A 24722-nucleotide genomic window follows, 5' to 3' on the forward strand; every position below is an offset into this window, starting at 1 on the left:
AACCCGAGCCGGCTTCTTGCCACGCCGGCCGGGCGTGGTCTCGCGAGTTGAAATGGGTTGCCGCATGCGCTTGATCCAGCCGCCCTCACGCAGCTGCCGGTCCGGCTTCACGCAGCAAATCGTCAGCTTTGTCCGTCTTCTCCCAAGTGAACTCAGGCTCTTCACGCCCGAAGTGTCCGTATGTCGCCGTCTTGCGGTATATCGGCCGTAAGAGATCAAGCATCTTGATGATGCCTTTCGGTCGGAGATTGAAAACCTCGAGAACAAGGCGCTCGATCCTTTTTTCCTCGATCCTTGCGGTTCCGAAGGTATTGACCATGACAGAAACCGGACTGGCCACGCCGATCGCGTAGGCAAGCTGAACCTCGCAGACCTCTGCAAGGCCGCTGGCAACGATGTTCTTCGCGACATACCGGGCGGCATAGGCCGCCGAGCGGTCAACCTTGGATGGGTCCTTGCCCGAAAAGGCACCGCCGCCGTGACGCCCGGTCCCACCGTAGGAATCGACGATGATCTTCCGTCCTGTGAGGCCGCAGTCGCCGGCAGGCCCACCGACCACGAACCGCCCTGTTGGGTTGACCAGAAATCTGATCCCCGAAGTATCCAGGTGGGCCGGCAGGACCGGTTTTATGATCTCCTCAATGACGCCTTCGCGGACCGTGGCTTGTGAGACCGCTTCGTCATGCTGCGTTGACAGGACTATGGTATCCAGCGCCACCGGGCGGAGCCCTTCGTAGCGTACCGACACTTGAGATTTCACGTCCGGACGCAGCCAGCCAAGCTGTCCCGCTTTCCGGACCTCGGCCTGTCTTTTCGTCAAATGGTGAGCGAGTTGGATCGGCAGGGGCATCAATGTATCCGTCTCGTTGCATGCGAATCCAAACATGATGCCCTGATCCCCTGCCCCTTGCCCGAGATCCTGCCCTCGTCCTTCATCAACGCCCTGGCTTATGTCGGGCGACTGCTCGGTGAGGGCCAGAACGACGGCGCAACGTCGACCATCAAAGCCAATCGCATCATCGTCGTAGCCAATATCGAGTATCGTATCGCGGGCGACTTGGCTGTAATCGATGTGGGCATGGCTGGTGATCTCGCCAGCCACAACGACCATCCCCGTCTTCACCAACACTTCACAGGCGACGCGCGCCTTCGGATCGGTGCGCAGGACCGCATCGAGGATGGCATCTGAGATGTTGTCTGCCATCTTATCGGGGTGTCCCGCGCCGACGGATTCGGAAGAGAACACGAACTGCCTGGTCATAGATGCCCTCGCTTCAAGTGTTGGAGTTAGTGAGGAGTTTCTGGATTGGGGTGGCTTATCGGTCGCGGATGCCGGGAACATCGAACGCAGTGCAGAAGTCGGCAACGTCTCTTCGTACGCTCGCATGAACTTCCTGGTCATCGGGCTGGCGGCAGACCGAGTCGATGAAAGCGGCGATCTGCACCATCTCCGTTTCGCGCATGCCCATGGACGTCACCGCTGGTGTCCCTAAGCGGATGCCGCTTGTCAGCGCCGGATGCCGCCGGTCGCCCGGGACCATATTGAAATTCGCAATGATGCCTGCACGCGATAAGCGCTCCGCATAGGCTTTGCCTGACAGCGGCCGGTTCCGAAGATCAAGGATCAGCATGTGATTGTCAGTGCCCCCAGTGACGAGTTCATAACCTCGCTCCAGAAGCGCCTGGGCCAGAGCCTTGGCGTTGTCCACGATCTGCTGACCGTAGACACGAAAGGTCGGCTTCGCTGCTTCCTGCAAAGCGACGGCAAGCGCGGCGATAGTATTCATATGCGGTCCGCCCTGCAGAAGAGGGAACACGGCGCAGATTGTGTTTGCTCTTCGGATGATGGAGGGGCTGATAACGGTCTTCATTCCTTGATAAAATGAAGCCACCCCGGGGACCGCGGATCGACTTGTGAGAGGTGCTGGTGACCACATCGCAATGGGACACGGGGTTCGGATGCACTCCTGCGACAACCAGGCCGCAGATGTGGGCGATGTCAGCCACCAGATACGAGTTCACCTCCGAAGCAATTTCGGCCATTGCCGCGTAGTCAAAAATACGCGGATAAGCAGTTCCGCCGACCCAAATTAGCTTCGGGCGTTCCCGCTTGGCGGTCTCGCGCAAGTGGTCATAGTCAATTTGCTGTGTCTTTTCGTGCAGCCTGTACGGGACGCGCTGATAATCGCTGCCGGAAAAATTGACGGACCAACCGTGAGTCAGATGGCCGCCTTCGGGTAAAGGCAAGCCCATGACTTTGTCACGGGGGCTCAAAAGCGCGCGATAGACAGCCTGGTTGGCTGGCGAGCCTGAATAAGGCTGGACGTTGGCGTGTTCACTGCCAAATAGCGCTTTCAGGCGCTCGATCGCGAGGGTCTCAAGCTCATCGACGATCTCGTTTCCGGCGTAGTAGCGCGCACCGGGGTATCCCTCGGCATACTTGTTGGTGAAAATCGACCCGGTCGCTTCCAACACCGCCGAGGAGGCAAAGTTCTCGGAGGCGATCAGTTTGAGAGTTGTCCGCTCCTGACGCTCCTGTCTTAGAAGCAGTTCGTGAACGCGGGAGTCGACGGCGGCTAAGTGAGGCCGCCCGTAAGTGTCGGGCTGCGCGATGGCGCCGCCGGCGGAGTTATCCATGGTAGTCGCGCTCCATTTGGACTGATCTATTTCACGATCAAGCAGGCGGTCCCTTCAACCGCGCGTCTTGTATTGCTTCCAGGCGTTGTAGGTCTCTTTTATGATGGCCATCATCGTGGGGCAGGAGATCGACCACCAATTGAGCCAGCCCGCCATCCTTGCCTCCTGCTTGCATATGGTACGAAGACTGCGGACGTTGTTCGTTGCAGCAAAGAAAGTTGGCTCTGCCCAGCCGCCGAACGTGGCGTCGAACCTGCTCGCGAGGCAGACTGGTAATATCGGCCAGCTCGCCGACGGTTAGATCCGCATGCGCGCAAAGGCCCAGGATTCGAAGGCGATCAAGATGCGCTGCCGTCCTTAGGCGATTTACCAGTGTCAACATTGGTTGGCATCAACCCGGACGGGATGCAGCAAGCCGCTAGCCCTTCTATCCCCATCAATCCGCATGAGACCTCTCTCGTCATTTGCTGTAAATCCGCTGGTATGGATGCTAATGGAAGATGGATCACAGTCCTTTCTACGACTAAGACGCCAGATATTGGGGCTAATGTACCACCTGACAGGAGACTACACTCACGAACATTATGTGAATTTTTTTTAACGTTGCTGAGAATCAAGGGTGAGGTTTGGCGAATGTCTCGCCGTCGACTGTCGAATCCTGCCCGACGGGATTATGGGGTGCGTAGCCTGCTTGTCCTTTCCACATGACCAGCGACGATGGGGCGGAGGCGGCAGACATAGCTCTGGAGCATGCTGCGGTATCTTTGGCCTGAAGCCGAGGAAGGCGGACCGTGGCTTCCGCGCCGCTGCCGGGAGCCCGCGAACAGGCCAAGTTGATCAGCCGGGTGTTGCCGTCATAGAGCGTGAGACCCAAAGCTGGCCAGCCGCGCCCTGAGGCTGACGCACCGCTCAGCGTCCACCTTGCTCTCGAAGCCCATCGGCATAGCGCCGATAACGACTTGACCGCGTGCGTGTCGACGAGCGATCGGTGAGCGCAAGGATCGAGGGTGCAGTGCAGGATAATGCTGTTTTAAATCAGCGCTGTTTTCAGCCGACTGCCTTGAGCGTGGGCACAAGGATATAGGCCCAAGGCAGGAGATCATCGTCTGCTGTTCGGGAGGCCGCCCTGGGCGCGCGACAGCCGTTCCTTCGGCTGCGCCGCTCCGCCACCATCCGCGCCGTGCCTTCCGGAGACCATTCCCGCTGCCGGCCGGCGCCCGTGAAAACCTCGACCCGGCGCACCGGCTCGAGATGGCTGGGCTCAGCGTAACTCTGAAGTCGTCATATACCGAAGCCTTCACAGACTTCGGACATCCCCCTCACAGTCCGATCCAGATGGCGTCAGGAACACCGCTGCGTTGATGCGGATGAACCCCTGCTTGTGCCACAATGACCCTTATGTCAGCGCGCGAGCCAAAGCTTCCGCGCAAGGCGACGGCTAGGATAAGGCAATGCCGACGAAGGGCACATTGCTTGCCACACTCTGGAATGATGGCATGCTCGGAAGGCCTAGGCTTTGCTCAGGGCCGCCTGCAAGGCGCGCTTTGAGGTTATTCACATAGCCTTCTGCGTAGTCCTGCGCCGTCGAGACCGAAAGATCAATGCCTGCCGCCAAGGCCTCTTCCATCAGGTGCTTTACGAGCCCATTTCGAATGGCCAGCTTGACCTCGGGGCCTGCGATAAGGCCGATCGCCTGCGCGGCCATATTGAGGCCAGCTTCCTCCAGCGCTCGCTTCATATCGCCTCCGTTAATGGCCGTACGCAGGAGATTGGCTGCTTGCGACTCAGCCTCGAGAACCATCGAGGCAAGATCGGCTACTTGTCCGAGGCCCGGAATGAAGCTGAGCAGTCCCACCGCCGTTGCCGCCAAGTCGAGCACTTTCGTCTCGATTTTGAGCACGGAGTCGACGACGTGCATGACGGCCCCGCCGTTCTTTTTGGCTGACTTAATGTCAGGCTGGTCCATCAGGCCCATCTTCATGTCCGCGACGGCATTCTGCTCTTCTGCGGTTTGGGCGCCGTGGGTGATTGGCTGCTGAACGTTGCGGTTCGCAGACGACATGTTTGTGCAAAAATGGGCAAAGTCTTTTTTGCTGATATTGCCGGAATCAACCGTATGCCCGCCGCCAAAGTCGAAGAATTTATGATGGGTCTTATAGCCCGTGATCGAATTGTTCAGGAGGCCAAACAGAAGAGGATCTGAAAGGAGCTGAGAGGCTGCTTCCCGCACTTTCGGATCAAGGCTCTTGTCGTCTTTCATTTTCGCCAGTTTGTCGCGAGTCAGAACACCGCTTCCAAAGAACGTGTCCTGATGGTCCTTGATCATCTCGACCGTATTCAGCTCAGTTTGCGTGAGGCTCATCGACGATGAGGCGACTTGCAGGAAATCCTCTTTGTGCATCTTCCCTTTCGAGCCACCGCACAACTGGTTCCAAGCATCGGGGTGATCGAGGAAATATTGCGCCGCCGCAATGACCTGGGGCGGAAATTTGCCGTTTTTCGATTCGCCGCCGACCATTTTCTTGAACTCATCCAGACTCAGGTCCTTGGACAGATTTTCGGAGTACCGGTAAAACTCCCGCAAGGCATCGCTCAAGGTCATGACCGAAGGCTGCAAACCTCCGCTGCCGTCGGATGGTATGTAGTTCTGCTCGTAGCTTCGCGCTTGGGCTTCCTGAAATGCAGCAACTTGTGGGTGGTGGTTTGAAAATCCGGCCAAGTCCTTGGCGTTGATCTTGCCTCCACAGCGGCCGTCGCCCTGCGAGCCAATCGCATAAAAAAGTCCCGAATCCTGCTGCAGTCCCTGGATCGCCGCTTTCAGATCCGGTGGCGTAGAGGGATCATTGGCTTTGTCGGTCAACGACTTCCAAGTAAGCGGGCATTTGTCCTTGTGACGGTTGAGTACCGCAACAATCTGCAACTCAGCCGTGGTCAGCGACCCACCGTTCCACGTGATTCCGGGGCTCGGCCTGGGAGCCGGCTCGATCTTCGGAGTGACGCCGAGCAGATGTTGGGCTTCAGTCGCCTTGGAGCGTTGCGATTGGTCCTCCTTGAGAGCCGCCCTCATATTTGGCGGCAGCAGATCCAGTGGGTGTTGCTCCAAGCCATTCAATGTCAAGACATCCGGTGCCAGATGGCCCAAAGGGTCCTGCCGCAATTTATCCATTGTCGAATCAAGATTCGACGCTGGCAGATCCCCTTGCGCGAAAGAGCCGGGCTTGTCTGCCAGCACACAAGTGGACAGCATCGCTTCGAAGCACGATGCACTTTGCTGATGCTGGGTCGCAAAATGGGAAACTTTCAGGCCCGGCCAACCCCTTGCGGACTGTAGCGAATTTGAGCGGTAGAAAGTTGAAAGATTACTGGCCGACATTATGCATCCTCAGACGTGACGTTGAAATCCCCACAAGAGACCCCGACAGAAGATCCCTTGCGTTTCACAAAATTCGACAATTCCAAGCGTCGGCAGGTCACGAATGCGCCTGCCCTGCCTTCAATTGCTGTGTTCCGGGCCGGCTCCAAGGTTCGGTCCAACACAATGGCCGGAGTCACCGCGAGAGCTGCCGGGACTCATCATGAGCGGATTAGCTTTCGAGAAACTGACGAGTTTGCGAAGAGTTCACAAAGGGGTAGCCGCAGTCATGTTCTTCAGAGCTGCGGGAAATCCTCAATGTTCATTTCTTGCCCAGCTCAGGCTTCCCGCCAACGCTATCCTGTTGTGGGATGTCAGAAGAATAAGAAGCATCCGGTCGTCCGTCGCGAACGACCGTAGTGGAGGAGCCGCGAAACAAGATCAGCACTGATTCCTTTGGCGTTGCCGCTATGTGAGTCTGCGCCTGCGCCTGCGCCACCAAGCCGTTAAAGGTCTGCTCCACGAGTGCGACGAAGCGCGGTGGACCGGAAACGAAGACGAGGCCATTGCCTGGCACGGGTTTGACCACATAGCGCTCGTCGGAGATATCAAGCTTGTCGAGAGCCCCCTTGAACGCATCGAAGCGAATCGACGTCATCAAAAGCATTCGAGTTTGCGATTCTTGTGCAGCAGACACATAGAGCACAAGGCCGTCATAGTACCATTGTAGACCGTAAAGGTTCGTCAAGCGGTCGAGGAACGCGCGCGGTGGCAAATCAGGCATACGTCCGCGAATTCGCCCCTTCACCGCAGGACTGATGTTGACCCTGATATTCAGGTTGTTGCCGAATTCCTGCAACGCTGCAGCGAGCTCCTGATCCAGAACCGTGTATCTATAGGGTGTCGCCGGAAGGGACAGCGGGACTGCATGCGCCGGGTGAATCCCGGTGGACAGAAAAAACCCGGCACAAAGAAGTCTCAAAACATGCAGGGTGACGGGTTGGATAAGCGTTCTCGGCATGTCGCACTGATAAACCAAACGCTGAAATCATCACAAGTGACTAAATTGCCGAAGAGATTTTAGATTGTCGAAATGACGCCGCCGTTAGTCAGCTTGTTGTCAGCTTGCCCCCCTAGGAGTGTTGCGCCGACACCGGGTGATGAATGGGCGGGGCTCGCCCGGTCAGAGAGAGCAACCGAGTCCTTACATGATGATGCCTGTCACGTCGATCTCTGCCACTCTAACGGCTGGCCTCCCCAGGGTCGGATCACCGTCGATTGTCGAGCAGGCCCAGTTTGAGCGCGCCTTAGGGCATGCAGCCGACTCGCTGAAAAACGATGCCGCCGCGGGGCCAGCGAGTGCGGCGCCAGTTGCTGCGGCGATGGATGTTCAGCGCGCGGCTGCGCCGACGAGCGGCATGGGCGATCGCGTGTTGCAGACGATTTCCTCCCTATATCCACACAACACTGTTTCCTTCCCCGCGCTCGACCATGACATAGCCCTTTCGAAGGGCGCTCTACCGGGACCGGCGCAGAAGCTTCCCGTTCCAGGTGAGGCGGGAACCGGAATCTCGGGCATTCCCCAACAAGGGCAAGACTTCGAAACGATGATGGCTGGTCTTCGGGATGTTTACAACGGCGTCACCCAGGTGGCGCTTATCTCCAAAGGCGTCAGCGGCGTCACATCATCCGTGAATAAACTTTTGAAGGAAGGCTGAACCGCGCGCATGATTGGCTTGGCCGAGGGCGAAATCATGCGTGGCCTGTCAGGGTGGCGGTCGGTTAGACTTGTCATGCTGCCAGTTCTCGTCGCCCTCACTGCTTGCAAAGCCGACCTCTACACGCAATTGCAAGAGCGTGAGGCAAATGAAATGCTCGCACTTCTTGAAGACAACGGGGTCGCCGCGATCCGGGTGGTCGCCAAGGATGGAACCAGCACGATCCAGGTTGACGAAAAGCTGCTCGCCTTCTCAATCAACCTTCTGAACGCCAAGGGGCTGCCGCGCCAATCCTTCAAGAACCTCGGTGAGATATTCCAAGGATCAGGCCTGATTGCCTCGCCGACCGAAGAGCGTGCCCGTTACGTGTATGCCCTGAGCGAAGAGTTGTCGCGGACGATCAGCGATATCGATGGCGTTTTTTCTGTACGTGTTCACGTCGTGCTGCCGCATAACGACCTTGTGCGAGCCGGTGCCACGCCATCCTCGGCCTCGGTGTTTATCAGGCACGACGCAAAAACAAATGTCGCGGCTCTGCTGCCAAAGATAAAGATGCTTGTAGCCGACAGCATCGAAGGCCTGTCCTACGATAAGGTGGAAGTGGTTTTGGTGCCGGTAGAACGGTCCGCACACGAGCAACGGCCCGATCCGACTGCTGTTTTGCCACAAGCATCACTACCTCTTCCTGCGCCACTTCTGGCGACCGTAACAGGTTTTGCCGCAGCCGTATTCGCCGTGGCCTGTTATCTCTTGATCGGCGTTGTTACGCGTCGGCGCAAGCAATCAACCGGCGTTTCCAAGGTCGAGGGGCGCCGGGATGCTTCTGCTGTCGAGGCCATTCGCAAAAGAATGCCTGCAATTGGACGTGGGTGACATCTCATTGCCAATGCCTATACAGACCGCCCGACCTGATGGTCCGCACTTTCCGGGCGCGAGCGAGCTTGCGGCTTCGGCCCATCCAACCCGTCTTGCGGCGCGTCTTGATCCAGCGTTATCGGCCGAAACGTTAGTGAAGTTGCAGAAGTGTTCCAGACTGCATCCAAGGCTGGCAGAATTGCTGGGCAACGATGACGTGGATCTGAACCACATCGGCTGCAGGCCGGACCTTCTACGCGGGCATGATCCATATCGAGCGGCCCTTCTTGCTGGTAGTATCTGGCATGCCCGTTCGCTGGTCGCGTTTGTCTCTCAGCCTGAGCTTGCCATCCTTGTTAAACGCATCGGCGTGGATGCACACGCATTCGGAATCCGACACCTGCTGCATGCTGTTGACAAAAGACTGATCTCGGACCCAGAAAAACTCGCTCAGCAAATCGAATACGATGGACACGCATGTCTTGGAGCTTGGCTCCAGGACAGTTCAGCGACCGAGCGTAACCGCGTGCTTCTTCGATTGCCCGAGGGGACTGCCGCGGAGACTCCAGCACATGAGCATTGGACCGCCGCCGGCCAATTGCTTTCACTTGTAGTAGCTCATTTTGAGACAGAGACCCCGGTGAAATGACAGTCGAACTTTCCGAGGGGCCAATAGCGCCGCAGATGCGTCCAGTCGGACCACTGATACCCGCGAGCGAGCTCGAAACCTGGCACAGCGCCGCGCAAGCCCTTGCCGCGGCAGAACGGCATCGGCAGCGCGTTCGAAACTGGGCACGCGCGGTTTACCAGCGGGCGTGGGCGCGCGGCCACATGGAGGGCTCGAATGCAGGCACCGAGGAGATGGCAGGGTTGATTGCGGAGACAATCTCCGAAATCGCGCGACGAAAGGCGGCTCTGGAGCAGGAATTGCCGCAGCTCGTGATGGAAATATTGAGCGATCTTATCGGCGCTTTCGATCCGGGCGAGCTATTGGTGAGGGCTGTTCGTCACGCCATAGAGTGTCAATACAGCGGCGCCGACGTTTGCCTTCATGTTTCTCCCATGCAAGTCGACATGCTTGCACGAGAGTTTGCTCGATGCGACGGCCAGGATGGTCGACCAAGGGTGCGGATCGAGCCCGACCCGACATTGTCGCCGCAACGCTGCGTGCTGTGGAGCGAGTACGGCAATGTTGACCTTGGACTTGACGCCCAGATGCGCGCGCTGCGCCTTGGTTTCGGGACGCTCTGTGAGAAAGGCGAGCTATGAGAAAGCCCGTCCCAGAACATAACGCTGACGCCGACACTCGAGCTCTCGTTCCAGCAATCTCGTCTTTGAGGGCTGCGGCCAAGCGAATTGACACGCGTGCGGTGCGCGGTCGGATCACGCGGGCTATCGGCACACTGGTTCATGCCGTCTTGCCAGACACTCGTATTGGGGAACTTTGCCTCCTAGAGGACCCGCGAACCGGGCTGTCGCTCGAGGCCGAGGTGATCGGCCTGTCGGGTGATGGTGTATTGCTGACACCGATCGGGGACTTGGTGGGCCTATCCAGCCGCGCAGAGGTCGTGGCCACTGGCCGAATGCGTGAGGTGCCCGTCGGCGGCGATTTGCTCGGTCGCGTGATCGACAGTCGTTGCCGCCCATTGGACGGCAAAGGCGAAATCAAGACCGTCGAAACTCGGCCCCTGCATGGCAGAGCCCCCAATCCGATGACGAGGCGCATGATTGAGCGGCCATTCCCGCTTGGGGTCCGTGTCCTCGATGGTCTGCTGACGTGCGGCGAGGGCCAGCGGATCGGGATTTATGGCGAGCCAGGTGGTGGCAAGTCGACGCTGTTGTCACAGATCGTAAAGGGTGCCGCCGCTGACGTCGTCATAGTGGCGCTCATAGGCGAACGTGGACGGGAAGTTCGTGAATTCATCGAAAGGAATCTTGGTGAAGAGGGCCTTCTCCGTACGGTCGTCGTGGTTGAAACATCCGACCGCTCGGCGGTAGAGCGTGCGCAATGCGCTCCAATGGCGACTGCGCTCGCGGAATATTTCCGCGATCAAGGCCTACGCGTTGCTCTCATGCTGGATTCGCTGACGCGCTTCTGCCGCGCTATGCGCGAAATAGGCCTTGCTGCGGGTGAGCCGCCGACGCGACGGGGCTTTCCTCCTTCCGTTTTTGGCATGCTGCCAGGCCTGCTCGAGCGCGCCGGCATGGGTGAGCGGGGCTCAATCACGGCCTTCTATACGGTGCTTGTAGAGGGTGATGGCACGGGTGATCCAATCGCCGAGGAATCGCGTGGTATTCTCGATGGCCATGTCATCCTCTCACGCGCTATTGCGGCGCGATCGCATTTCCCCGCTATTGATGTGCTGCAGAGTCGCAGCCGCGTCATGGATGCAGTCGTTTCGGGGACACATCGCAAGGCAGCATCCATTTTCCGCGAGCTCCTGTCGCGCTATGCCGAGACCGAGTTCTTGATCAATGTTGGCGAATACAAGCCAGGTGGAGATCCCCTGACTGACCGGGCTGTCGCGTCAATCGACGAACTGAGGGAGTTTCTGCGCCAGAGCGAAGATGACGCGTCAGATTTCGAGGAGACGGTCGCATGGATGTCGCGTCTGACCGCGTAAACTGGATTCAGTCTTCGAGGTTACGGCTTCTGAAGGAAATGCAAGAGCGTCGTGCCCTTGGCGAGCTGTCCAAGAAGGAAGCCCAGCGCGATGTGGCCGCCTCAGCCGTACAAAATGCCTCTAGGGAGCTTGCAATGATACAGCAACATTGTTCAAGAAAAGAAGCAGCGCTCTATCAGCATCTGATGTCACTCGACAACTTGTCTAGCGCAGCGCTCGACCGTCACCGCCTTCACACTGAACAACTTGCCGCTGAGATCAATTCCAGACGGCAGATGCTTGATGATACCCAAATCGCTCAAGAGGAGGCTGAGATGGCGGCGTCCAGGACGAGGGAGCTATGGGTCATATGTTCGGCGGCAAGGGACAAATGGCAACAAATCGAGGACGACGTGCGGCGCGCCGTCGAGACTCATTCGGAGGCCGCAGCCGAGATCGAGGCCGACGATGAGATACTGCTGAAATATGCGAGGGGGTCGCTTGCCTAAATGCCGCGCAACCGGATCCGACGGTCGCAAGAGGTCGTCCGAATGACACGACCGTGCAGTCTTTGATAGGCGCTGCGGTCACACCCGCCATGTTCGAACCAGTTCTGAAACTGTCCCACACGGTTGTCTCGTGGCTCAATGATACAGCAGCGCCGCGCACGCCGTTTCAAAGCCGGATCAACGAGGTGCCGCTATCGGTGCGAACGGCAGGGCTTGTCTGGCAGCAGGAACCTGCTGCCATTCCGATGCTTGACTGCGTCTGGAGAGTGGGAGCCGAAACGGTCATCTTGTCACTGTCGCGCCCGCTCGTAGAGGAGTTCATCACGACAGTGCAGAACGGCTTGGCCTTCCCTTCCGAGCCAACTGCTTCGCTAATTCTCGAACTCGCTCTGGAGCCGCTTGTCACTCGACTGGAGGAGACGACGCGTCTGAACGTGCAACTCGTGCGGGTATGCGAAGCCACGATGCTGGCTCCTCATCTTGAACTCGACATCATTTTCGGCGCGGTCAAGGGCAAGGGCCGTCTATTCCTGTTCACGCCACTTGACGGCTTAGTACCGCCTGCGTTTCGCGCGCTAGGCGAACTGCTTGCCCAGTTGCCGCGGCAGCTGGGCGGGCTGCCTCCAGAGCTCCCGCTCATTGTTGCAGGAGAGGTCGGCACGCTTCGCCTTCCTGCGGCGCTTCTTCGAAGCGCATGTGTCGGTGATGCATTGTTGCCCGATATTGCGCCGTTCGGCCGCGGCCAGATCACCCTAGCTGTCGGCCAGTTGTGCGCCGAGGCGGATCTTGACGGCGATGAATTAATCTTGCGGGGGCCTTTCCGCCCGCGACCGTGTCCTTTGGAGAGTGCGCATATGACACAACCCGGATCGCAACTGGAGCTTACTAAGGATCTCGACGATGTCGAGATCGTGCTTGTCTTTGAATGCGGCCGCTGGCCTATTTCTCTTGGGGAATTAAGAAGTGCCGGCGAAGGGCATATTTTTGAACTTGGATGGCCGATCGACGGCCCGGTCGACATAGTGGCCAATGGTCAGCGTATCGGGCGTGGCGACATTGTCCGCATCGGAGAAGAGCTGGGCATCAGGCTCCGTGGCGGGTTTGCATGCAATGAGTGAAGCTCAGCCGACAATCCTGGCGCTTCTTGCGGTTACCGCCGGACTCGGTCTGCTGGTTTTAGCAGTTGCCACGACAACGGCCTTTGTAAAGGTATCAATTGTTCTTTTCCTCGTCCGCAATGCGCTCGGGACCCAGACCATACCACCCAATGTGGTGCTGTACGCCGCGGCGATGATCCTCACTATGTTCGTTAGTGCGCCCGTTGCTGAGCAGACCTATGACCGCATGTCGGATCCCAAGCTCCACTATCAGACATTCGACGACTGGGTAAGCGCCGCTAAAGCCGGAAGTGAGCCCTTGCGCGAGCATCTCAAGAAATTCACAAATGAAGAGCAGCGGCGATTTTTCCTATCTTCGACAGAAAAGGTCTGGCCAGAGGAAATGCACGCTGCAGCCACGCCTGATGACTTTGCAATACTTGTACCATCTTTCTTGCTATCAGAATTGAAGCGCGGATTTGAGATAGGATTTCTACTTTATCTGCCTTTTATTGTTATAGATCTGATAGTGACAACTATCTTGATGGCAATGGGTATGTCGATGGTCTCACCAACTGTTATATCTGTCCCGTTCAAGATCTTCTTGTTTGTTGCCATTGATGGTTGGTCAAAATTGATGCATGGGCTTGTGCTGAGTTATACGTTACCGGGAGGCTGATCATCACTGAATCCAGCATCATTACTCTTATGAGCCAATCACTGGTGGTTTTCATGATCTGGATTCTACCGCCGCTCATTGCATCAGTGGTTGTCGGCCTCGTCATCGGCATCCTCCAGGCGGCGACGCAGATCCAGGATGAAAGCTTGCCGCTCACCGTGAAGCTTCTGGTCGTTGTCGCGGTGATTGGGCTGTTTGCTCCTGTGCTAAGCGCCCCGCTCATAGAGCTAGCCGATCAGATCTTCACCGAGTTTCCCGCAATGACACTTAGCTACTAGTCCGCCCCATGGACGCGCCATCGGCCGATATTCAAATTCTGATCCAGACGGCTCTCGAACTCGTCGTTGCGGCAGGTCTTGGGGCAGCCCGCGCGATGGGCATCATGCTGATCTTTCCCGTATTCACACGCTCGCAGATCAGTGGGCTGATCCGGGGCTGTTTGGCTGTTGGCTTCGCACTACCATGCCTGGCACACGTCAGCGGCGGATTGCCGGCGCTGGATCCTGATACGCGCCTGATCCAGCTAACCCTGCTCGGATTCAAGGAAGTTTTTGTCGGTGTACTCCTTGGCACTTTTCTTGGCATTCCGCTTTGGGGCCTTCAGGCTGCCGGGGAGCTTATCGACAACCAACGCGGCATCAGCAGCCCGACCGCTTCGGCCGATCCCGCGACGAACAGTCAGGCTTCCGCGATGGGCGTTTTTCTGGGGATCACTGCGATTGCCATATTCGTCGGATCAGGAGGCCTGGAAACTTTGATCAGTGTCCTGTACCGCAGCTACTTGATCTGGCCGGTGTATCAGTTTCACCCGACACTGAGTGGGCCAGGAGCAATGGAGTTGTTGGGGCTTCTCGACAGCATAATGCGCACGGCATTATTGGTATCGGGGCCTGTCGTGTTCTTCCTGATACTGATTGATATATCGATGATGCTGCTGCGTCGCTTTGCCCCGCAATTTAAGGCGAGCCAACTGTCTCCGGCAATCAAGAACATTGTCTTTCCAGTTCTCATGGTCACCTACGCTGCCTATCTGGTGGAGAGCATGAAACTGGAGGTCACACGTGCCAACGGCGTGCTGGAGTGGTTCGACAAATTGCTGCCATGAGCGACACAAGTGAAGAGAAGACACACGCCGCCAGCCCGAAGAAGTTAAGTGAAGCGCGCAAAAAAGGACAGCTGCCACGTAGCTCCGATTTCGTCCGCGCGGTCGGGACTTGCGCTGGGCTCGGCTACCTTTGGCTAAGAGGCAGCGTGATCGAGGACAAATGCCGGGAAGCGCTCCTATTAGCCACCAAGTTGCAGAGCCTACCTTTCGATACCGCGGTGCCGCAGGCATTGGTTGTGCTCGTCCAACTCACAGTCGCGGCTGTTGGCCCGCTGCTTGGAACCCTTGTCGCCGCGGTGATTTTGGCCAGCCTGCTAGCCAATGGTGGATTTGTCTTCTCTCTGGAGCCGATGAAGCTCAGCTTTAAGAAAATTGACCCCTTTGAAGGGCTGAAGCGCTTGGGGTCTGCTCGTTCCATGGTCGAAGTCTGCAAGACCATGTTCAAGGTATTGGTTCTCAGCGCAACCTTTTCCATTGTCCTTCTCGGGATGTGGAAGACAATGGTCCCTCTGCCGATCTGCGGCATGGGCTGTGTTGGCCTCATCTTTATGGAGACAAAATTGCTGATGGGAATTGGCGCCGGCGCACTGCTGGTCGGCGGACTGATCGATCTTCTGCTCCAGCGCGCGTTGTATCTGCGCGAAATGCGCATGACCAATACCGAAGTGACGCGCGAGTCGAAGGATCAGCAAGGAGCGCCAGAGTTGAAAGGTGAACAGCGTCGCATCCGCGAGGAGGCGGCCGACGAGCCTGCGCTTGGCGTGCATCGCGCCACGCTGGTCTTAACAGGAAGGGCGGTCCTGATCGGTCTGCGTTACGTTCGCGGTGAAACCGGGGTGCCGTTCTTAGTTTGCCGTGCCGAAGGTGAGCGCGTTTCACATGTGTTGAGCGAGGCGCGGGCACTACGCCTGACGATCGTCCATGACCATGTCTTAGCGCGTCAGCTGATAGGCACTACAAAACTCGGCCACGCGGTTCCTATGCAATATTTCCAGCCTGTCGCGAAAGCATTCTTTGCCGCAGGCTTGGCCTAGTCATTGGAAGTCCACGACTGCCCAGTTCAAAACTGACCTGGCTCCATGCTAGTGGCAAATGTCGGCTGGCCATCCGTGCCCCAGTGTCTCTGTCAGGCCAACCGCGCAACCGCGGGCCTGGGGCAATCACTCCCCTCGGATCTGCCACCCAGCAACTACGGCAAGTCCTCCGGGCATGACCTTGCAGCCTCTGCTGGCCGGTGCGTGGCGCAGTCCGAGGTTTTGAGGCCGGCAGTGCGGATTTGATTGGTGCAGCCGTTGGAATGCCCTCGTCAGCTAGTCGTCAACTAAGCGCCCTATGTTGAACAGCCGTGCTAACTTGAGCTCGGTTGCGAAACATAGGAGTACGAATCGTCATGTATGGTCGAATTGGTGGCTCATCCGATAGTTACCGCGCGCATAATGCCGGCGAGCAATCGGATGCAGGAAGCGAAGGGTTCGCGGACACATTTGCCCGAATGCACTTATCCGGATCGGAAGGTAGCGGCGCCTCATCATCGGCGGCTCCCCAAGCATACTCCCTCAATTCCCGACCTCCTGTGGTGGAGATCAACAGGACTTCCTTCAGGAGACAGGTGAGGCAATTTCATGGTGATGAAATCACGCACATCGCCGACAATCCTCAAGAGTATTCGGAGTTCGTATCGTCACGAGCCAGGCGCACCGCGGACGTTGCTCAGCAATATGGCATCCGTCGAGATACGGAGCACGCGCGATATTTCAGTTACCAATTGGGAGACCGGAGTGCCGGACTGCTGAGAATGGAAGGCGGATTCAGCATGAACGAGTTCGAATCGGAAAGTTGGCGGGAACAATTTCCTGGTCGAACTGAGGTCACTTCCATAGTGGATCTTCAAGTCGCCCATCCGCTCGTCGAAAATGCGGGCGATATTCTGCTGGAGCATCAACTTCGGATAGACGGCGACCGACCGTTGCTGAATTGGCGTGCGGCTAATCCGGAAGCACAAGCGCGCGCGCAGACGATGGGGTTTGTTGAAGTGGATCATGGCGACCTGGTGCTTGACCCTACGCAGCATCCCGACAAATGGACGAAGAACAGTGCCGGTGAGTGGCAGCGTGCAGGCAAACCTCCACTCTATCTCCACAAAACCGAGGATAGCGACAGCAGCGATAGCGGGTCCGACGACGATTTCATGTGATTTGTCGACCCGCCGCCGAGCCTTGCAACTGGTGACGGTTGCAAGGCTGTTGGCAGTGAATGCTAATTGTCCGGCGACAGCCCCGCCTTAGCGCCAGCGCCGCCGAGCAATCCAGCCCATCTCCCAGACAATAAACTGCGGATGCGCATCGTGGGTGCTTGCGAGCGGATTGTATTCGGGCCGGAACTCCGCCTCTTGGAACCGAGCTCTCCCGAATCCAATTTTCTCCACCACACCGTTGGGTCGTTGCGATGCGCCGATCCCGATCGGATCGGCTATGCCTGCTCCGCGCTCGCAGGAAGACCTTCCGCCTCGATCTTGGCGGCGCGATCTCGGCGATAAGTTGGATGGGAGGCAAGATACGCCGCCACGTCAACAGCCGGTAACGCGACATCGCAAATCGGCCCTGACGGTAGCCGATCGACTCCAATCGCCGGACCGCAACTCGCGCAGCGGCATTCGCGGTTTGGCCAGGAGAAATGCTCGCTGACTCACAGCGTGGCCGGCCGCATTCTGAGTGCCCTGTCATGCAGCCTGCGCCGACGGGAGCTCGGCACGCGAATGGCGTGGTTGGCGGCCAAGCCCTGAGGTCAACAAGGACTTACAGAAAGCGGGGGTGAGTTTGCCGCGATGAATTATGACCTTCTCGCGACCGGACCTAGCATCGGCTTCCTCTCGCTCTCGATTGTAGCCGCGCTGTTCGTTGGATTTAACGTGGCAAGCGGTGAATTCGGAATCAGCCAGCCCTTCCAAGTTTCTGGCCATGACGGGGCGACTCGTGTGGATGTGCACCCACATCGGGCTCGGCATCGCACCATTGACCAGCATCTTGGGCTGCAGCTTCATCTCAAACAGCTTTCCTGGCTCGCCACGCAGCGCGACCGGTGCCTCCGGCGGCATCAATTCGTCGGCATTGCACAAATGTTCCAGGTATTTTTGCGCCGGAAATGCGTAGGTCTTCATGCAATCAGTCGTAATGCCGGCTTTTCCTTCATTCAATGCGTTGGCCTGTCCCAGCACCATGTTCAGCAACCCTTTGAGCTGGTCTGTGCGTTCGTGCACTTTGGGTAGCTGGGTGGAGGTGAGTAGCAGGCGTACATTACGCCCCTGCAACCCGGCGAGACAGGTTTGCATCTCAATGGCCTGGGCTCGCAGGTACTGGGCCACATCGTCCACGACCTTACCGGCCTCCTCAGGCTTCATCTGGCGCACTTGGGAGACGACGCTTTGCTGACCGGCCAGATCGAACTGCAAAAGTTCGTCCAATCGTTTGAGCCGCTCCGTCAATACCTCCATTGACAACGCGGCGCCCCCGATTGTCGAGCCTGCCCCCGACGAACTCGCAGCCACCTCTTGCGCTCTCACCTGTGTACTCGCAACTTGATCCGAGCGCGCGAGAACCTTGGCTGCTGGCACTGTGCCGGCGTTCGCAGCGACTGGTGTTGATGGCTGCCCGGCGGCAGAAGTCCCGGCGCGAGCTGCCGACTTATGCTTTGACTTCCCTTTCCTTCGCGCTGTAGTGCCTTCTGACACTGCAGCCGTACCAGCAGTGCCAGCCGGTATCGCAGCGCCTGCCCTGGCCGGCATCGCAGCGCCCGCCTGGGCCTGTGGCGCCATGATGGCTGACGGCGGAGACTGCAGGTTCAACAAGTGCATGGCATCGTGCGCAGTGATCCATGCATCGTCCACGATCCGTTCGAACAGTTTCAATGGGAGGCCGGCATCTGGGTAGGTATGGCTTAGCTTGGTATGCACCTCGTGCAACGCCAATCCAAAATCCGAAAGCCGCTCCATGATTTTTTCTACAACCGCGCAATCATGAGCGTTGAGTGTTTTGCCATCATCCATTATGCCCTTCGCCAAAGAGAGGGCGCGAAGAGCTTCTTGAGCGGCGCTTGCCATCAGCTGCACCACTCCATTTCGACCGACGAGGAGTTCCTTCAAATCTGGCTCGAACCTGCTCGCCCGCAGTTCAATCTTGGCCCGCGCAAGACCGATCCGCTCACGGACCAGCCAGATCCTGACACTCAGTACCGAGCCGGCACGCAGCCGCAGTGCGCACCGCTCGGCTTCCCGCATCACGGGCGTTCCACTGGATAGGCTAGCGGTGGCAGCGCAGGCGGATCGCTGCCGTTCGGAGCGCCATGCCTTTTTTTCCCACCACTTAATTGCCGCCGTATGGTGGTTCTCCACATTTAAAATCAACAGCTCCTGCCGGTCCGCCTGGGAGTAGGAGTAGAGTTTATCGACCATACCTGCCGCTTTCTTGGTCTTTTTGTCCAATTTCGTGATCGTCGACAGGCCAAGTTTGTCTACTTCATTCGCGGCGTCGCACACGATCTGGCAACATCTACGCACCTTGTCGTCTGGCATAATTGTCTGCGCCTCAGCCGCAGGCAGGCTAGCGCGGTACTCCAGAATTGCTGAGGCTGCATCGACGACCCGACTGATCAGCTCCACCGCCTCCTCGGGGACGTCGGTTTTCCTGGCCGCAGCCTCGCAATCAGTCAGTTGTTGAACAAGACTGTTCATTCTGAGCTGTGTCGGACTGATATCTTCATTTGACGATGAGCTGGTGCCTTCCACCTGCGCGGTTGATAGTTGGCTACCGACCGGCGCCATGGCTTCGCCCTCAGACATGGAGGGAGAACCGCGCCGCCTTGCGGCTGCGCCACGTGGCGCTACGGTTCCGCGTGGTGGCGCAGCGGCTCCACGTCGCGGTGTGTTCAGGATTTGATCTTCGCCAATCGAGGCGCCTGGCAGACTTTCGCGGGCATCGCCTGGACCGCGCGCAACTGGAAGGGAGGAGGGCCTCCTATCGGCGTCCCCAGAGCGCATCTGCTCCACAACGGAATCGAATGACTGTCCACCTTCTCCCGCAGCAAGACTTGATTGCGAAAGGGAACTGCTCGCCCGCCCCGCGCGGCTGGCTCCAGTTTCAGCCTGCGATTTCCGTGGTCGGCCAATGCCCTTCATATTGCGTCTCCGTAGTAGGCGAGAATGTGCTGCTATTGTGCTGGCGGCTGACGAGACCAGCGGCATCTTTCGGTTAACGTCACGGTCAGCCAGACCCGCGACGGCGTAATGTTCCCGCCAAAGTGCTTCTCAGTAGCAGGCCAAGATTGGCCCGAGCTCACAGGACTTTCGCAACGTTGCCATCGATGTCCTGAGATTATCAGCGCTTCAGTCCGCCGATTTCCAGGAACAGCGAATGAAATCAGACCAACTCGGCTAGCTCCCCTTCCTAGACACGTGCCTGACGATTTTATTGATGCGTCACTCCTCTCGTTCGCCACCGACAAAGTCACACATTTGCTTCAGAGAAGCGTGTGCGTTGCGTATCACGCGGACCATTTCGATCTATAGTTACAAAAAGTGTCGAGACGGGACCTTTGGATCCGAAGGTCAGGCACGGCCGGCCTAGATAGACCGCTTGGCTGACGATTAGCTGACGATGGGAGTTCTCACGAACAGGGCAAGAAAATCCGACCGCTTCAAGCTTTCGATATGGTGAGAAGAGGATCCGCACCGGCCTCCCAAAGCCGGCAGACCATCCCATGTTCGTACGGTCGCCGACCTTCTCGAAGCCAATGAGCTCACCGCGCCGGGCCGTGATGTGCAGGCGAGAGAATGGTGATGCAAAGACCGAGTTCCTGCTCGTTGCGTGCGCCCGTGGAGCCAGCAAGAATACGGTCATTGCGGTCATGCAGCACGTGGACCGTGTCTCCTGTTCGACACCACAGCATCGAGGATGCAAACGAGCTGCTGCGGCTGCCATTCGGTCGCGGCATGCGTGGACGGCGGGATTGGCCGAACAGCCGAGATCGTGGTCGACTGTTCGATGCGAGAGCAACATCCTGCAGAGCATACGTTTTTGCGCTGGCCGGTTTTTGTCAAAAGCCGTCAGGTTCTCGAAAGCTCCCGCCCTTAGCTTGATCGAGGCTAACCTTTAACACGTCGCCGCCAATGGCAAATGCCGGAGTACCTGATGATAGCAGCAATTGGGAGTGGAGTTGGCAACCTCGGGACTTCCTTGATCCGAAAGGGCCATGGGGATTCGAAATCCGAGCATTCTGGTGATGGCAAGCCGGCTGATGGCAATGATGGCAAGCCAGCTGGTGGGAATGATGGCAAGGCAGCTGGCGGGAACGATCGGGCGGATAACCGGACCGTTTCAAATGATCAACTTCAAGACAACTCACAGTCTGCAGCACAAAGTGAAGCCTTCCAAAGTATCCTGCGATCGTTCGCGTTCCAATTCGCGAACGATGCGATGGCTGAGGCCGATGAAGCTTTGGATGACACAGAAGATGCCTGACGCGGGAAATCCGGCGTGAGGTCATACAGGCCGTTATTGACGGCACAACTCCAACAGAAAAAGGAATGATCATGGCTGCAGTTGATAATAATAAAAAATCAGGCAATACCAATACCAGTAGCGCCGGCAATACCGATAAAACTAACAGTGGCACTCCCGGCAATACAAGCGGAGCTGATGCTACTGCTTTTCAGGCGCAAGTGCAGGAACTAACCAATGTTAGCTTGGAGGCGACGAAAAGGAGTGTCCAGTTGCGCACTCTAACGACCAATCTCCAGACCATCAAGAAGGCCGCCGACGAACGCGTTTCGTAATGTCGGAAGCGGGTTTTAGACTGCCCCCTAGCGCGTCTCCTTATTGACGCGACGTAGTCCCGAAATGAGCCGCATGGCAATTGCCATGCGGCTTCTATCCTGTTTGAGAGATGCTCTGTGGATGACGCCGTTTCCCTCCGTTTCGAAGTGCGTTCGGGGCACTATTGCGGTCTGACCGGCAAGACGGATCTTCAAAAGTGTTTAATCGGCAGCGGCTTCGATGCCGATTTGGTCTTTGTCGAGCAGGGACTGGCACCGCATCACCTTCGTGTAACTCTTCTTGGCAAGTCGATCGAACTGGAGGCGCTTGCACCCGGACTCAGTATCGAGGGCAACCGGAATATCGCCGCAGGCCAGTCCGTTGTTGTGCCCCTTCCTGTCGTCCTGCTCGTAGGCGAGATGTCCATTGCTTTGTCCGTGCAGGATGCAGAGCCGCCTGGTTCGACCGGCATACCGCGCCTACCGATCGGTGTGCTCGCCATGGTCATAATCAGCTCACTCGGGATCGGCGCGCTTTCAGGCACGATCTCCTATCTTGGCAATGCAAGTGGATCGAGCCCCAATTCACTTCGGGCTGAAGTCGCGTCCAGAACGATCAGTCACCGCGCTGACAATGAACTTACGGAGGCAGCGGCCCAAGAGCTGCAGGAGGAAGTCGATCGAGCGGGTCTTCTCGACGTCAAGATTGGGTCGGCAAAGGGTGTTGTGACCGCCGAAGGCACCGTCACGTCTGAATCGGTCATCAGCTGGCAGAAGCTTCAGCAATCGTTCGATCGTCGCACCAAGGGTACTCTAACACTGGTGAACGGAGTGCTCATCAAAGAGGAGAAGGCGCCATCCGCAATCGCGGTCGAAGCTGTGTGGCATGGGGTCCAACCATATATTGTCATCGACAGCGAGAAGTATTTTGTCGGCGCCATTTTGGCTGATGGATGGGTGGTCGAACGTATTGAGGACAGCCGTGTGCTGCTGAGCAGGAATGGCCGCATTGCTGCTCTCCAATATTGAAAGCTCGCAGGCCCCATCAAGCAGCACTCTATGGCCAGCCAAACATCCTGTCGCGCTCGGTGCTGACAAGCTGGCTGCGTTGGAAACATTTGCTGCCCAGCCATTTCGCGCCTGCTTGTGGCTCTCATGCAGGGTCACGCGCTGGCCAAGGCTGAGGCGCCTTCGGAGTTCGAAAGCCACGTTTCATGGCGTAACAGCAGAGTAAGTCTCAACCGATTGCAAAGGTGTCTCGATGGCCAACGTCCTGCGTGACTTCATCAAGCGTGCGCCGGCCAGCCCGGATTTAATGGTTGCGTTGATGCTGCTTCTGGCTGTCGCGATGATGGTCATGCCTATCCCGGTCGTGGTGGTCGACGCCCTGATAGGATTCAATATGGGGTTGGCCATACTGCTGATGATGGTTGCCCTGTATGTCAGTACTCCACTTGATTTTTCCTCTTTGCCCGGCGTTATTTTGATTTCCACTGTATTCCGTCTCGCGCTCACGGTCGCAACGACGCGACTGATCCTGGCCGAGGGGGAGGCCGGCAGCATTATTCATACTTTTGGCGATTTCGTCATTTCAGGCAATATCGTGGTGGGTTTCGTCATATTTCTGGTCGTCACCATGGTGCAATTCATGGTCCTCGCGAAGGGTGCCGAACGGGTGGCAGAAGTGGCGGCGCGTTTCACGCTGGATGCTCTGCCGGGCAAGCAAATGGCGGTCGACGCAGAGCTACGCAACGGCCACATCGATGCCAACGAATCCCGCCGGCGGCGCGCCGAATTGGAGAAGGAAAGCCAACTCTATGGCGCGATGGACGGCGCGATGAAATTTGTGAAGGGCGATTCCATCGCCGGGCTGGTGGTTATCTGCATCAACATGCTGGGTGGAATTTCGATCGGCCTGCTCTCCAAGGGCATGTCCTTCGGCGAGGTACTGCATCACTACACTCTGCTGACGATAGGCGATGCATTGATATCGCAGATTCCGGCCCTTCTGCTCTCCATTACTGCGGCGACCATCGTCACCCGTGTGACTGGGACGGCGAGGATCAACCTCGGTACAGAAATGGTCAGTCAGCTCACGGCCAGCACTCGAGCCTTGCGACTGGCGGCCGGCGTCCTGGTTGTAATGGGGTTCGTTCCTGGGTTTCCCCTCCCCGTCTTTCTGATGCTGGCCGCAGTGTTCGCTGCGGTAAGCATTGTCAAGGCTGATGTGCTGGGCGCCGGCACTGCCGATGCGAAAGGTGGAACTGCAGCGGAGCCTAAGCAAGCCGCGCCTGCGAAGGAATTCCCGATCGCATTTTTTCTAGCGCCAGATCTTATGCAGGCGGTCGATCAAGCCGAATTGCAAAAACATATTGGGCGCGTTTCGCTCCTGGTCACAGCCGATCTGGGCATTATCGTTCCTCGCATCCCTGTCTTGGTTGACGAGCAGCTGCCTGAATCGCAATTCCGAATTGATGTCGAGGGCGTGCCAGTCGAACAGGACGCCTTAGATCCAAACCAGATGGCGCTCCGAGCCGATGTAGCGCACGTCGACTCGAGCGGTGTCCCCCTTAGACGTGAGCCGAAAACGGACACACTCCCGGTTGAACATACCCCTGCAAAGGCCCTTACGGGCGCCGGCACGGAGCATAGGGCTCCCGGCGAACTCCTCGCCTTGCGCGTCCATGCAGCGTTGACCCGCTACGCACCGCGATTGGTGGGCATCCAAGAGACCCGACATTTCCTGGGCCGAATGGAGCAGGAATATTCTGAGCTTGTGAAAGAGGTGCTACGCACGACGCCGATTCCTCGGATTGCCGATGTTCTGCGCCGCCTCCTGGAGGAAGGTATCCCAATCCGCCACACCCGTCTCGTGTTGGAGGCATTGGCCGAATGGAGCGAGCGTGAGCAGAACGTTGCCCTGCTGACGGAATATGTCCGTTCTGGTTTGAAGCGACAGATCTGCCACCGCCATGCCAACACGGAGGGCATCGTGTCCGCCCTGGTCGTCGAGCGCGAGAGCGAGGATGTGATGCGTGGCGCGGTTCGAGATTCGGATGCAGGCCCCTATCTCGCACTGGAGGATCGGCAAAGCGAAGCGATGCTATCACAGATACGTCAGGTCCTTTCGAACGCAGAACCGGGTCAAACCCGCCCTATTCTGTTGACGTCGATGGATGTCCGACGTTTCGTCCGCGGCTTTCTGACGCGAAACGGGGTTGATCTCGCCGTGCTGTCTTATCAAGACCTCGCCTCCGACTTTACAATTCGCCCCGCAGGATCCGTCACACTCCCGCACGGATCGAACAGCGGATTGTTAGAGTAGTCCCACCTTTCCTAACTGAACGCCACGCGCCTCCCCG

Annotated in this window: 21 protein-coding genes and 1 pseudogene; 17 read left to right on the plus strand and 5 right to left on the minus strand. The window is 57.7% G+C overall.

What is annotated here, in order from left to right:
- Positions 1 to 85: 85 nt before the first annotated feature.
- Together metK and glyA are read right to left on the minus strand one after the other, a co-directional pair.
- Positions 86 to 1261 carry a methionine adenosyltransferase gene (metK, locus tag EOA33_RS00350; protein WP_063169265.1) on the minus strand — a complete coding sequence of 392 codons (1176 nt, stop codon included), beginning with the start codon at positions 1259 to 1261 and terminating at the stop codon, positions 86 to 88.
- A 55-nt stretch (positions 1262 to 1316) separates the two neighbouring features.
- Positions 1317 to 2637 (minus strand): annotated as a pseudogene (gene glyA, locus EOA33_RS00355) (serine hydroxymethyltransferase).
- Between the two features lie 100 nt (positions 2638 to 2737).
- Between glyA and EOA33_RS38785 the strand changes: the two are divergent.
- A complete protein-coding gene (locus tag EOA33_RS38785; protein ID WP_024505365.1) occupies positions 2738 to 2938 on the plus strand; it encodes a hypothetical protein in 201 nt (66 codons plus the stop codon).
- Between the two features lie 1137 nt (positions 2939 to 4075).
- Here the strand turns inward: EOA33_RS38785 and EOA33_RS00370 are convergent.
- Positions 4076 to 6010, minus strand: coding sequence for an HrpF/NolX family T3SS translocon protein (locus EOA33_RS00370; protein WP_127404722.1), 1935 nt, complete (start codon positions 6008 to 6010; stop codon positions 4076 to 4078).
- A 301-nt stretch (positions 6011 to 6311) separates the two neighbouring features.
- Positions 6312 to 7010, minus strand: coding sequence for a secretin N-terminal domain-containing protein (locus EOA33_RS00375; RefSeq protein WP_024505367.1), 699 nt, complete (start codon positions 7008 to 7010; stop codon positions 6312 to 6314).
- 187 nt (positions 7011 to 7197) lie between these two features.
- Here EOA33_RS00375 and EOA33_RS00380 point away from each other — a divergent pair, with 187 nt between their 5' ends.
- From EOA33_RS00380 to EOA33_RS00435, 12 genes are all read left to right on the plus strand, one after another.
- On the plus strand, positions 7198 to 7707 hold the full coding sequence (locus tag EOA33_RS00380; protein ID WP_024505368.1) for a nodulation protein NolB: 510 nt from the start codon (positions 7198 to 7200) through the stop codon (positions 7705 to 7707).
- A 9-nt stretch (positions 7708 to 7716) separates the two neighbouring features.
- The gene (sctJ, locus tag EOA33_RS00385; protein WP_024505369.1) at positions 7717 to 8580 is read left to right on the plus strand and encodes a type III secretion inner membrane ring lipoprotein SctJ; all 864 of its coding nucleotides are present in this window, start codon (positions 7717 to 7719) and stop codon (positions 8578 to 8580) included.
- On the plus strand, positions 8573 to 9211 hold the full coding sequence (locus EOA33_RS00390; protein WP_306462680.1) for a nodulation protein NolU: 639 nt from the start codon (positions 8573 to 8575) through the stop codon (positions 9209 to 9211). Before sctJ ends, EOA33_RS00390 begins: the two co-directional genes overlap by 8 nt.
- Positions 9208 to 9831: a type III secretion system stator protein SctL gene (gene sctL / locus EOA33_RS00395; protein ID WP_024505371.1), complete on the plus strand. Its 624-nt coding sequence runs from the start codon at positions 9208 to 9210 to the stop codon at positions 9829 to 9831. The genes EOA33_RS00390 and sctL overlap by 4 nt, the downstream gene beginning before the upstream one ends.
- On the plus strand, positions 9828 to 11186 hold the full coding sequence (gene sctN, locus EOA33_RS00400) for a type III secretion system ATPase SctN (RefSeq protein ID WP_024505372.1): 1359 nt from the start codon (positions 9828 to 9830) through the stop codon (positions 11184 to 11186). The genes sctL and sctN overlap by 4 nt, the downstream gene beginning before the upstream one ends.
- Complete coding sequence (locus tag EOA33_RS00405) at positions 11162 to 11674, plus strand: hypothetical protein (protein WP_032899688.1); 513 nt, start codon at positions 11162 to 11164, stop codon at positions 11672 to 11674. Before sctN ends, EOA33_RS00405 begins: the two co-directional genes overlap by 25 nt.
- Before the next feature lie 89 nt (positions 11675 to 11763).
- Positions 11764 to 12792, plus strand: a complete 1029-nt coding sequence (gene sctQ / locus EOA33_RS00410) for a type III secretion system cytoplasmic ring protein SctQ (RefSeq protein ID WP_095769044.1) — start codon at positions 11764 to 11766, stop codon at positions 12790 to 12792.
- Entirely contained in the window at positions 12785 to 13450 is a 666-nt protein-coding gene (gene sctR / locus EOA33_RS00415; RefSeq protein ID WP_029354851.1) for a type III secretion system export apparatus subunit SctR, read from the plus strand. Before sctQ ends, sctR begins: the two co-directional genes overlap by 8 nt.
- A gap of 2 nt (positions 13451 to 13452) precedes the next feature.
- The gene (locus EOA33_RS00420; protein ID WP_024505375.1) at positions 13453 to 13728 is read left to right on the plus strand and encodes an EscS/YscS/HrcS family type III secretion system export apparatus protein; all 276 of its coding nucleotides are present in this window, start codon (positions 13453 to 13455) and stop codon (positions 13726 to 13728) included.
- A gap of 8 nt (positions 13729 to 13736) precedes the next feature.
- Complete coding sequence (gene sctT, locus EOA33_RS00425; RefSeq protein WP_024505376.1) at positions 13737 to 14555, plus strand: type III secretion system export apparatus subunit SctT; 819 nt, start codon at positions 13737 to 13739, stop codon at positions 14553 to 14555.
- Entirely contained in the window at positions 14552 to 15589 is a 1038-nt protein-coding gene (locus tag EOA33_RS00430; RefSeq protein ID WP_024505377.1) for an EscU/YscU/HrcU family type III secretion system export apparatus switch protein, read from the plus strand. Before sctT ends, EOA33_RS00430 begins: the two co-directional genes overlap by 4 nt.
- A gap of 356 nt (positions 15590 to 15945) precedes the next feature.
- Positions 15946 to 16749 (plus strand): hypothetical protein, encoded by an 804-nt coding sequence (locus EOA33_RS00435; RefSeq protein ID WP_024505378.1) that lies wholly within the window; start codon positions 15946 to 15948, stop codon positions 16747 to 16749.
- Positions 16750 to 17274: 525 nt separating this feature from the next.
- On the opposite strand, the gene EOA33_RS00440 is transcribed toward EOA33_RS00435, so the two are convergent.
- Positions 17275 to 19389, minus strand: coding sequence for a hypothetical protein (locus EOA33_RS00440; protein WP_245454733.1), 2115 nt, complete (start codon positions 19387 to 19389; stop codon positions 17275 to 17277).
- Between the two features lie 1348 nt (positions 19390 to 20737).
- Here EOA33_RS00440 and EOA33_RS00445 point away from each other — a divergent pair.
- The 4 genes from EOA33_RS00445 to sctV all read left to right on the plus strand — a co-directional run bounded on the left by EOA33_RS00445 (position 20738) and on the right by sctV (position 24685).
- Complete coding sequence (locus EOA33_RS00445) at positions 20738 to 21067, plus strand: hypothetical protein (protein WP_081714433.1); 330 nt, start codon at positions 20738 to 20740, stop codon at positions 21065 to 21067.
- 71 nt (positions 21068 to 21138) lie between these two features.
- On the plus strand, positions 21139 to 21381 hold the full coding sequence (locus EOA33_RS40120) for a nodulation protein NopA (protein WP_224570034.1): 243 nt from the start codon (positions 21139 to 21141) through the stop codon (positions 21379 to 21381).
- 117 nt (positions 21382 to 21498) lie between these two features.
- Entirely contained in the window at positions 21499 to 22389 is an 891-nt protein-coding gene (locus tag EOA33_RS00455; protein ID WP_024505382.1) for a hypothetical protein, read from the plus strand.
- Positions 22390 to 22621: 232 nt separating this feature from the next.
- Positions 22622 to 24685 (plus strand): type III secretion system export apparatus subunit SctV, encoded by a 2064-nt coding sequence (gene sctV / locus EOA33_RS00460; protein WP_024505383.1) that lies wholly within the window; start codon positions 22622 to 22624, stop codon positions 24683 to 24685.
- The last annotated feature ends 37 nt before the right edge of the window (positions 24686 to 24722 follow it).

This window comes from Mesorhizobium sp. M4A.F.Ca.ET.050.02.1.1 (assembly GCF_003997725.1).
Classification (GTDB): domain Bacteria; phylum Pseudomonadota; class Alphaproteobacteria; order Rhizobiales; family Rhizobiaceae; genus Mesorhizobium.

Excerpts from the sequence above, each read along its gene's own strand:
- sctN (WP_024505372.1), top strand. The coding sequence starts at position 9,828 with ATGAGAAAGCCCGTCCCAGAACATAACGCTGACGCCGACACTCGAGCT.
- EOA33_RS00375 (WP_024505367.1), bottom strand. The coding sequence starts at position 7,010 with ATGCCGAGAACGCTTATCCAACCCGTCACCCTGCATGTTTTGAGACTT.
- EOA33_RS40120 (WP_224570034.1), top strand. The coding sequence starts at position 21,139 with ATGGCTGCAGTTGATAATAATAAAAAATCAGGCAATACCAATACCAGT.
- EOA33_RS00430 (WP_024505377.1), top strand. The coding sequence starts at position 14,552 with ATGAGCGACACAAGTGAAGAGAAGACACACGCCGCCAGCCCGAAGAAG.
- sctL (WP_024505371.1), top strand. The coding sequence starts at position 9,208 with ATGACAGTCGAACTTTCCGAGGGGCCAATAGCGCCGCAGATGCGTCCA.
- EOA33_RS00405 (WP_032899688.1), top strand. The coding sequence starts at position 11,162 with ATGGATGTCGCGTCTGACCGCGTAAACTGGATTCAGTCTTCGAGGTTA.
- EOA33_RS38785 (WP_024505365.1), top strand. The coding sequence starts at position 2,738 with ATGATGGCCATCATCGTGGGGCAGGAGATCGACCACCAATTGAGCCAG.
- EOA33_RS00380 (WP_024505368.1), top strand. The coding sequence starts at position 7,198 with ATGATGATGCCTGTCACGTCGATCTCTGCCACTCTAACGGCTGGCCTC.
- sctJ (WP_024505369.1), top strand. The coding sequence starts at position 7,717 with ATGATTGGCTTGGCCGAGGGCGAAATCATGCGTGGCCTGTCAGGGTGG.
- metK (WP_063169265.1), bottom strand. The coding sequence starts at position 1,261 with ATGACCAGGCAGTTCGTGTTCTCTTCCGAATCCGTCGGCGCGGGACAC.
- EOA33_RS00440 (WP_245454733.1), bottom strand. The coding sequence starts at position 19,389 with ATGTCTGAGGGCGAAGCCATGGCGCCGGTCGGTAGCCAACTATCAACC.
- sctT (WP_024505376.1), top strand. The coding sequence starts at position 13,737 with ATGGACGCGCCATCGGCCGATATTCAAATTCTGATCCAGACGGCTCTC.
- EOA33_RS00445 (WP_081714433.1), top strand. The coding sequence starts at position 20,738 with ATGATAGCAGCAATTGGGAGTGGAGTTGGCAACCTCGGGACTTCCTTG.
- EOA33_RS00435 (WP_024505378.1), top strand. The coding sequence starts at position 15,946 with ATGTATGGTCGAATTGGTGGCTCATCCGATAGTTACCGCGCGCATAAT.
- sctQ (WP_095769044.1), top strand. The coding sequence starts at position 11,764 with ATGTTCGAACCAGTTCTGAAACTGTCCCACACGGTTGTCTCGTGGCTC.
- EOA33_RS00370 (WP_127404722.1), bottom strand. The coding sequence starts at position 6,010 with ATGTCGGCCAGTAATCTTTCAACTTTCTACCGCTCAAATTCGCTACAG.
- sctV (WP_024505383.1), top strand. The coding sequence starts at position 22,622 with ATGGCCAACGTCCTGCGTGACTTCATCAAGCGTGCGCCGGCCAGCCCG.
- sctR (WP_029354851.1), top strand. The coding sequence starts at position 12,785 with ATGAGTGAAGCTCAGCCGACAATCCTGGCGCTTCTTGCGGTTACCGCC.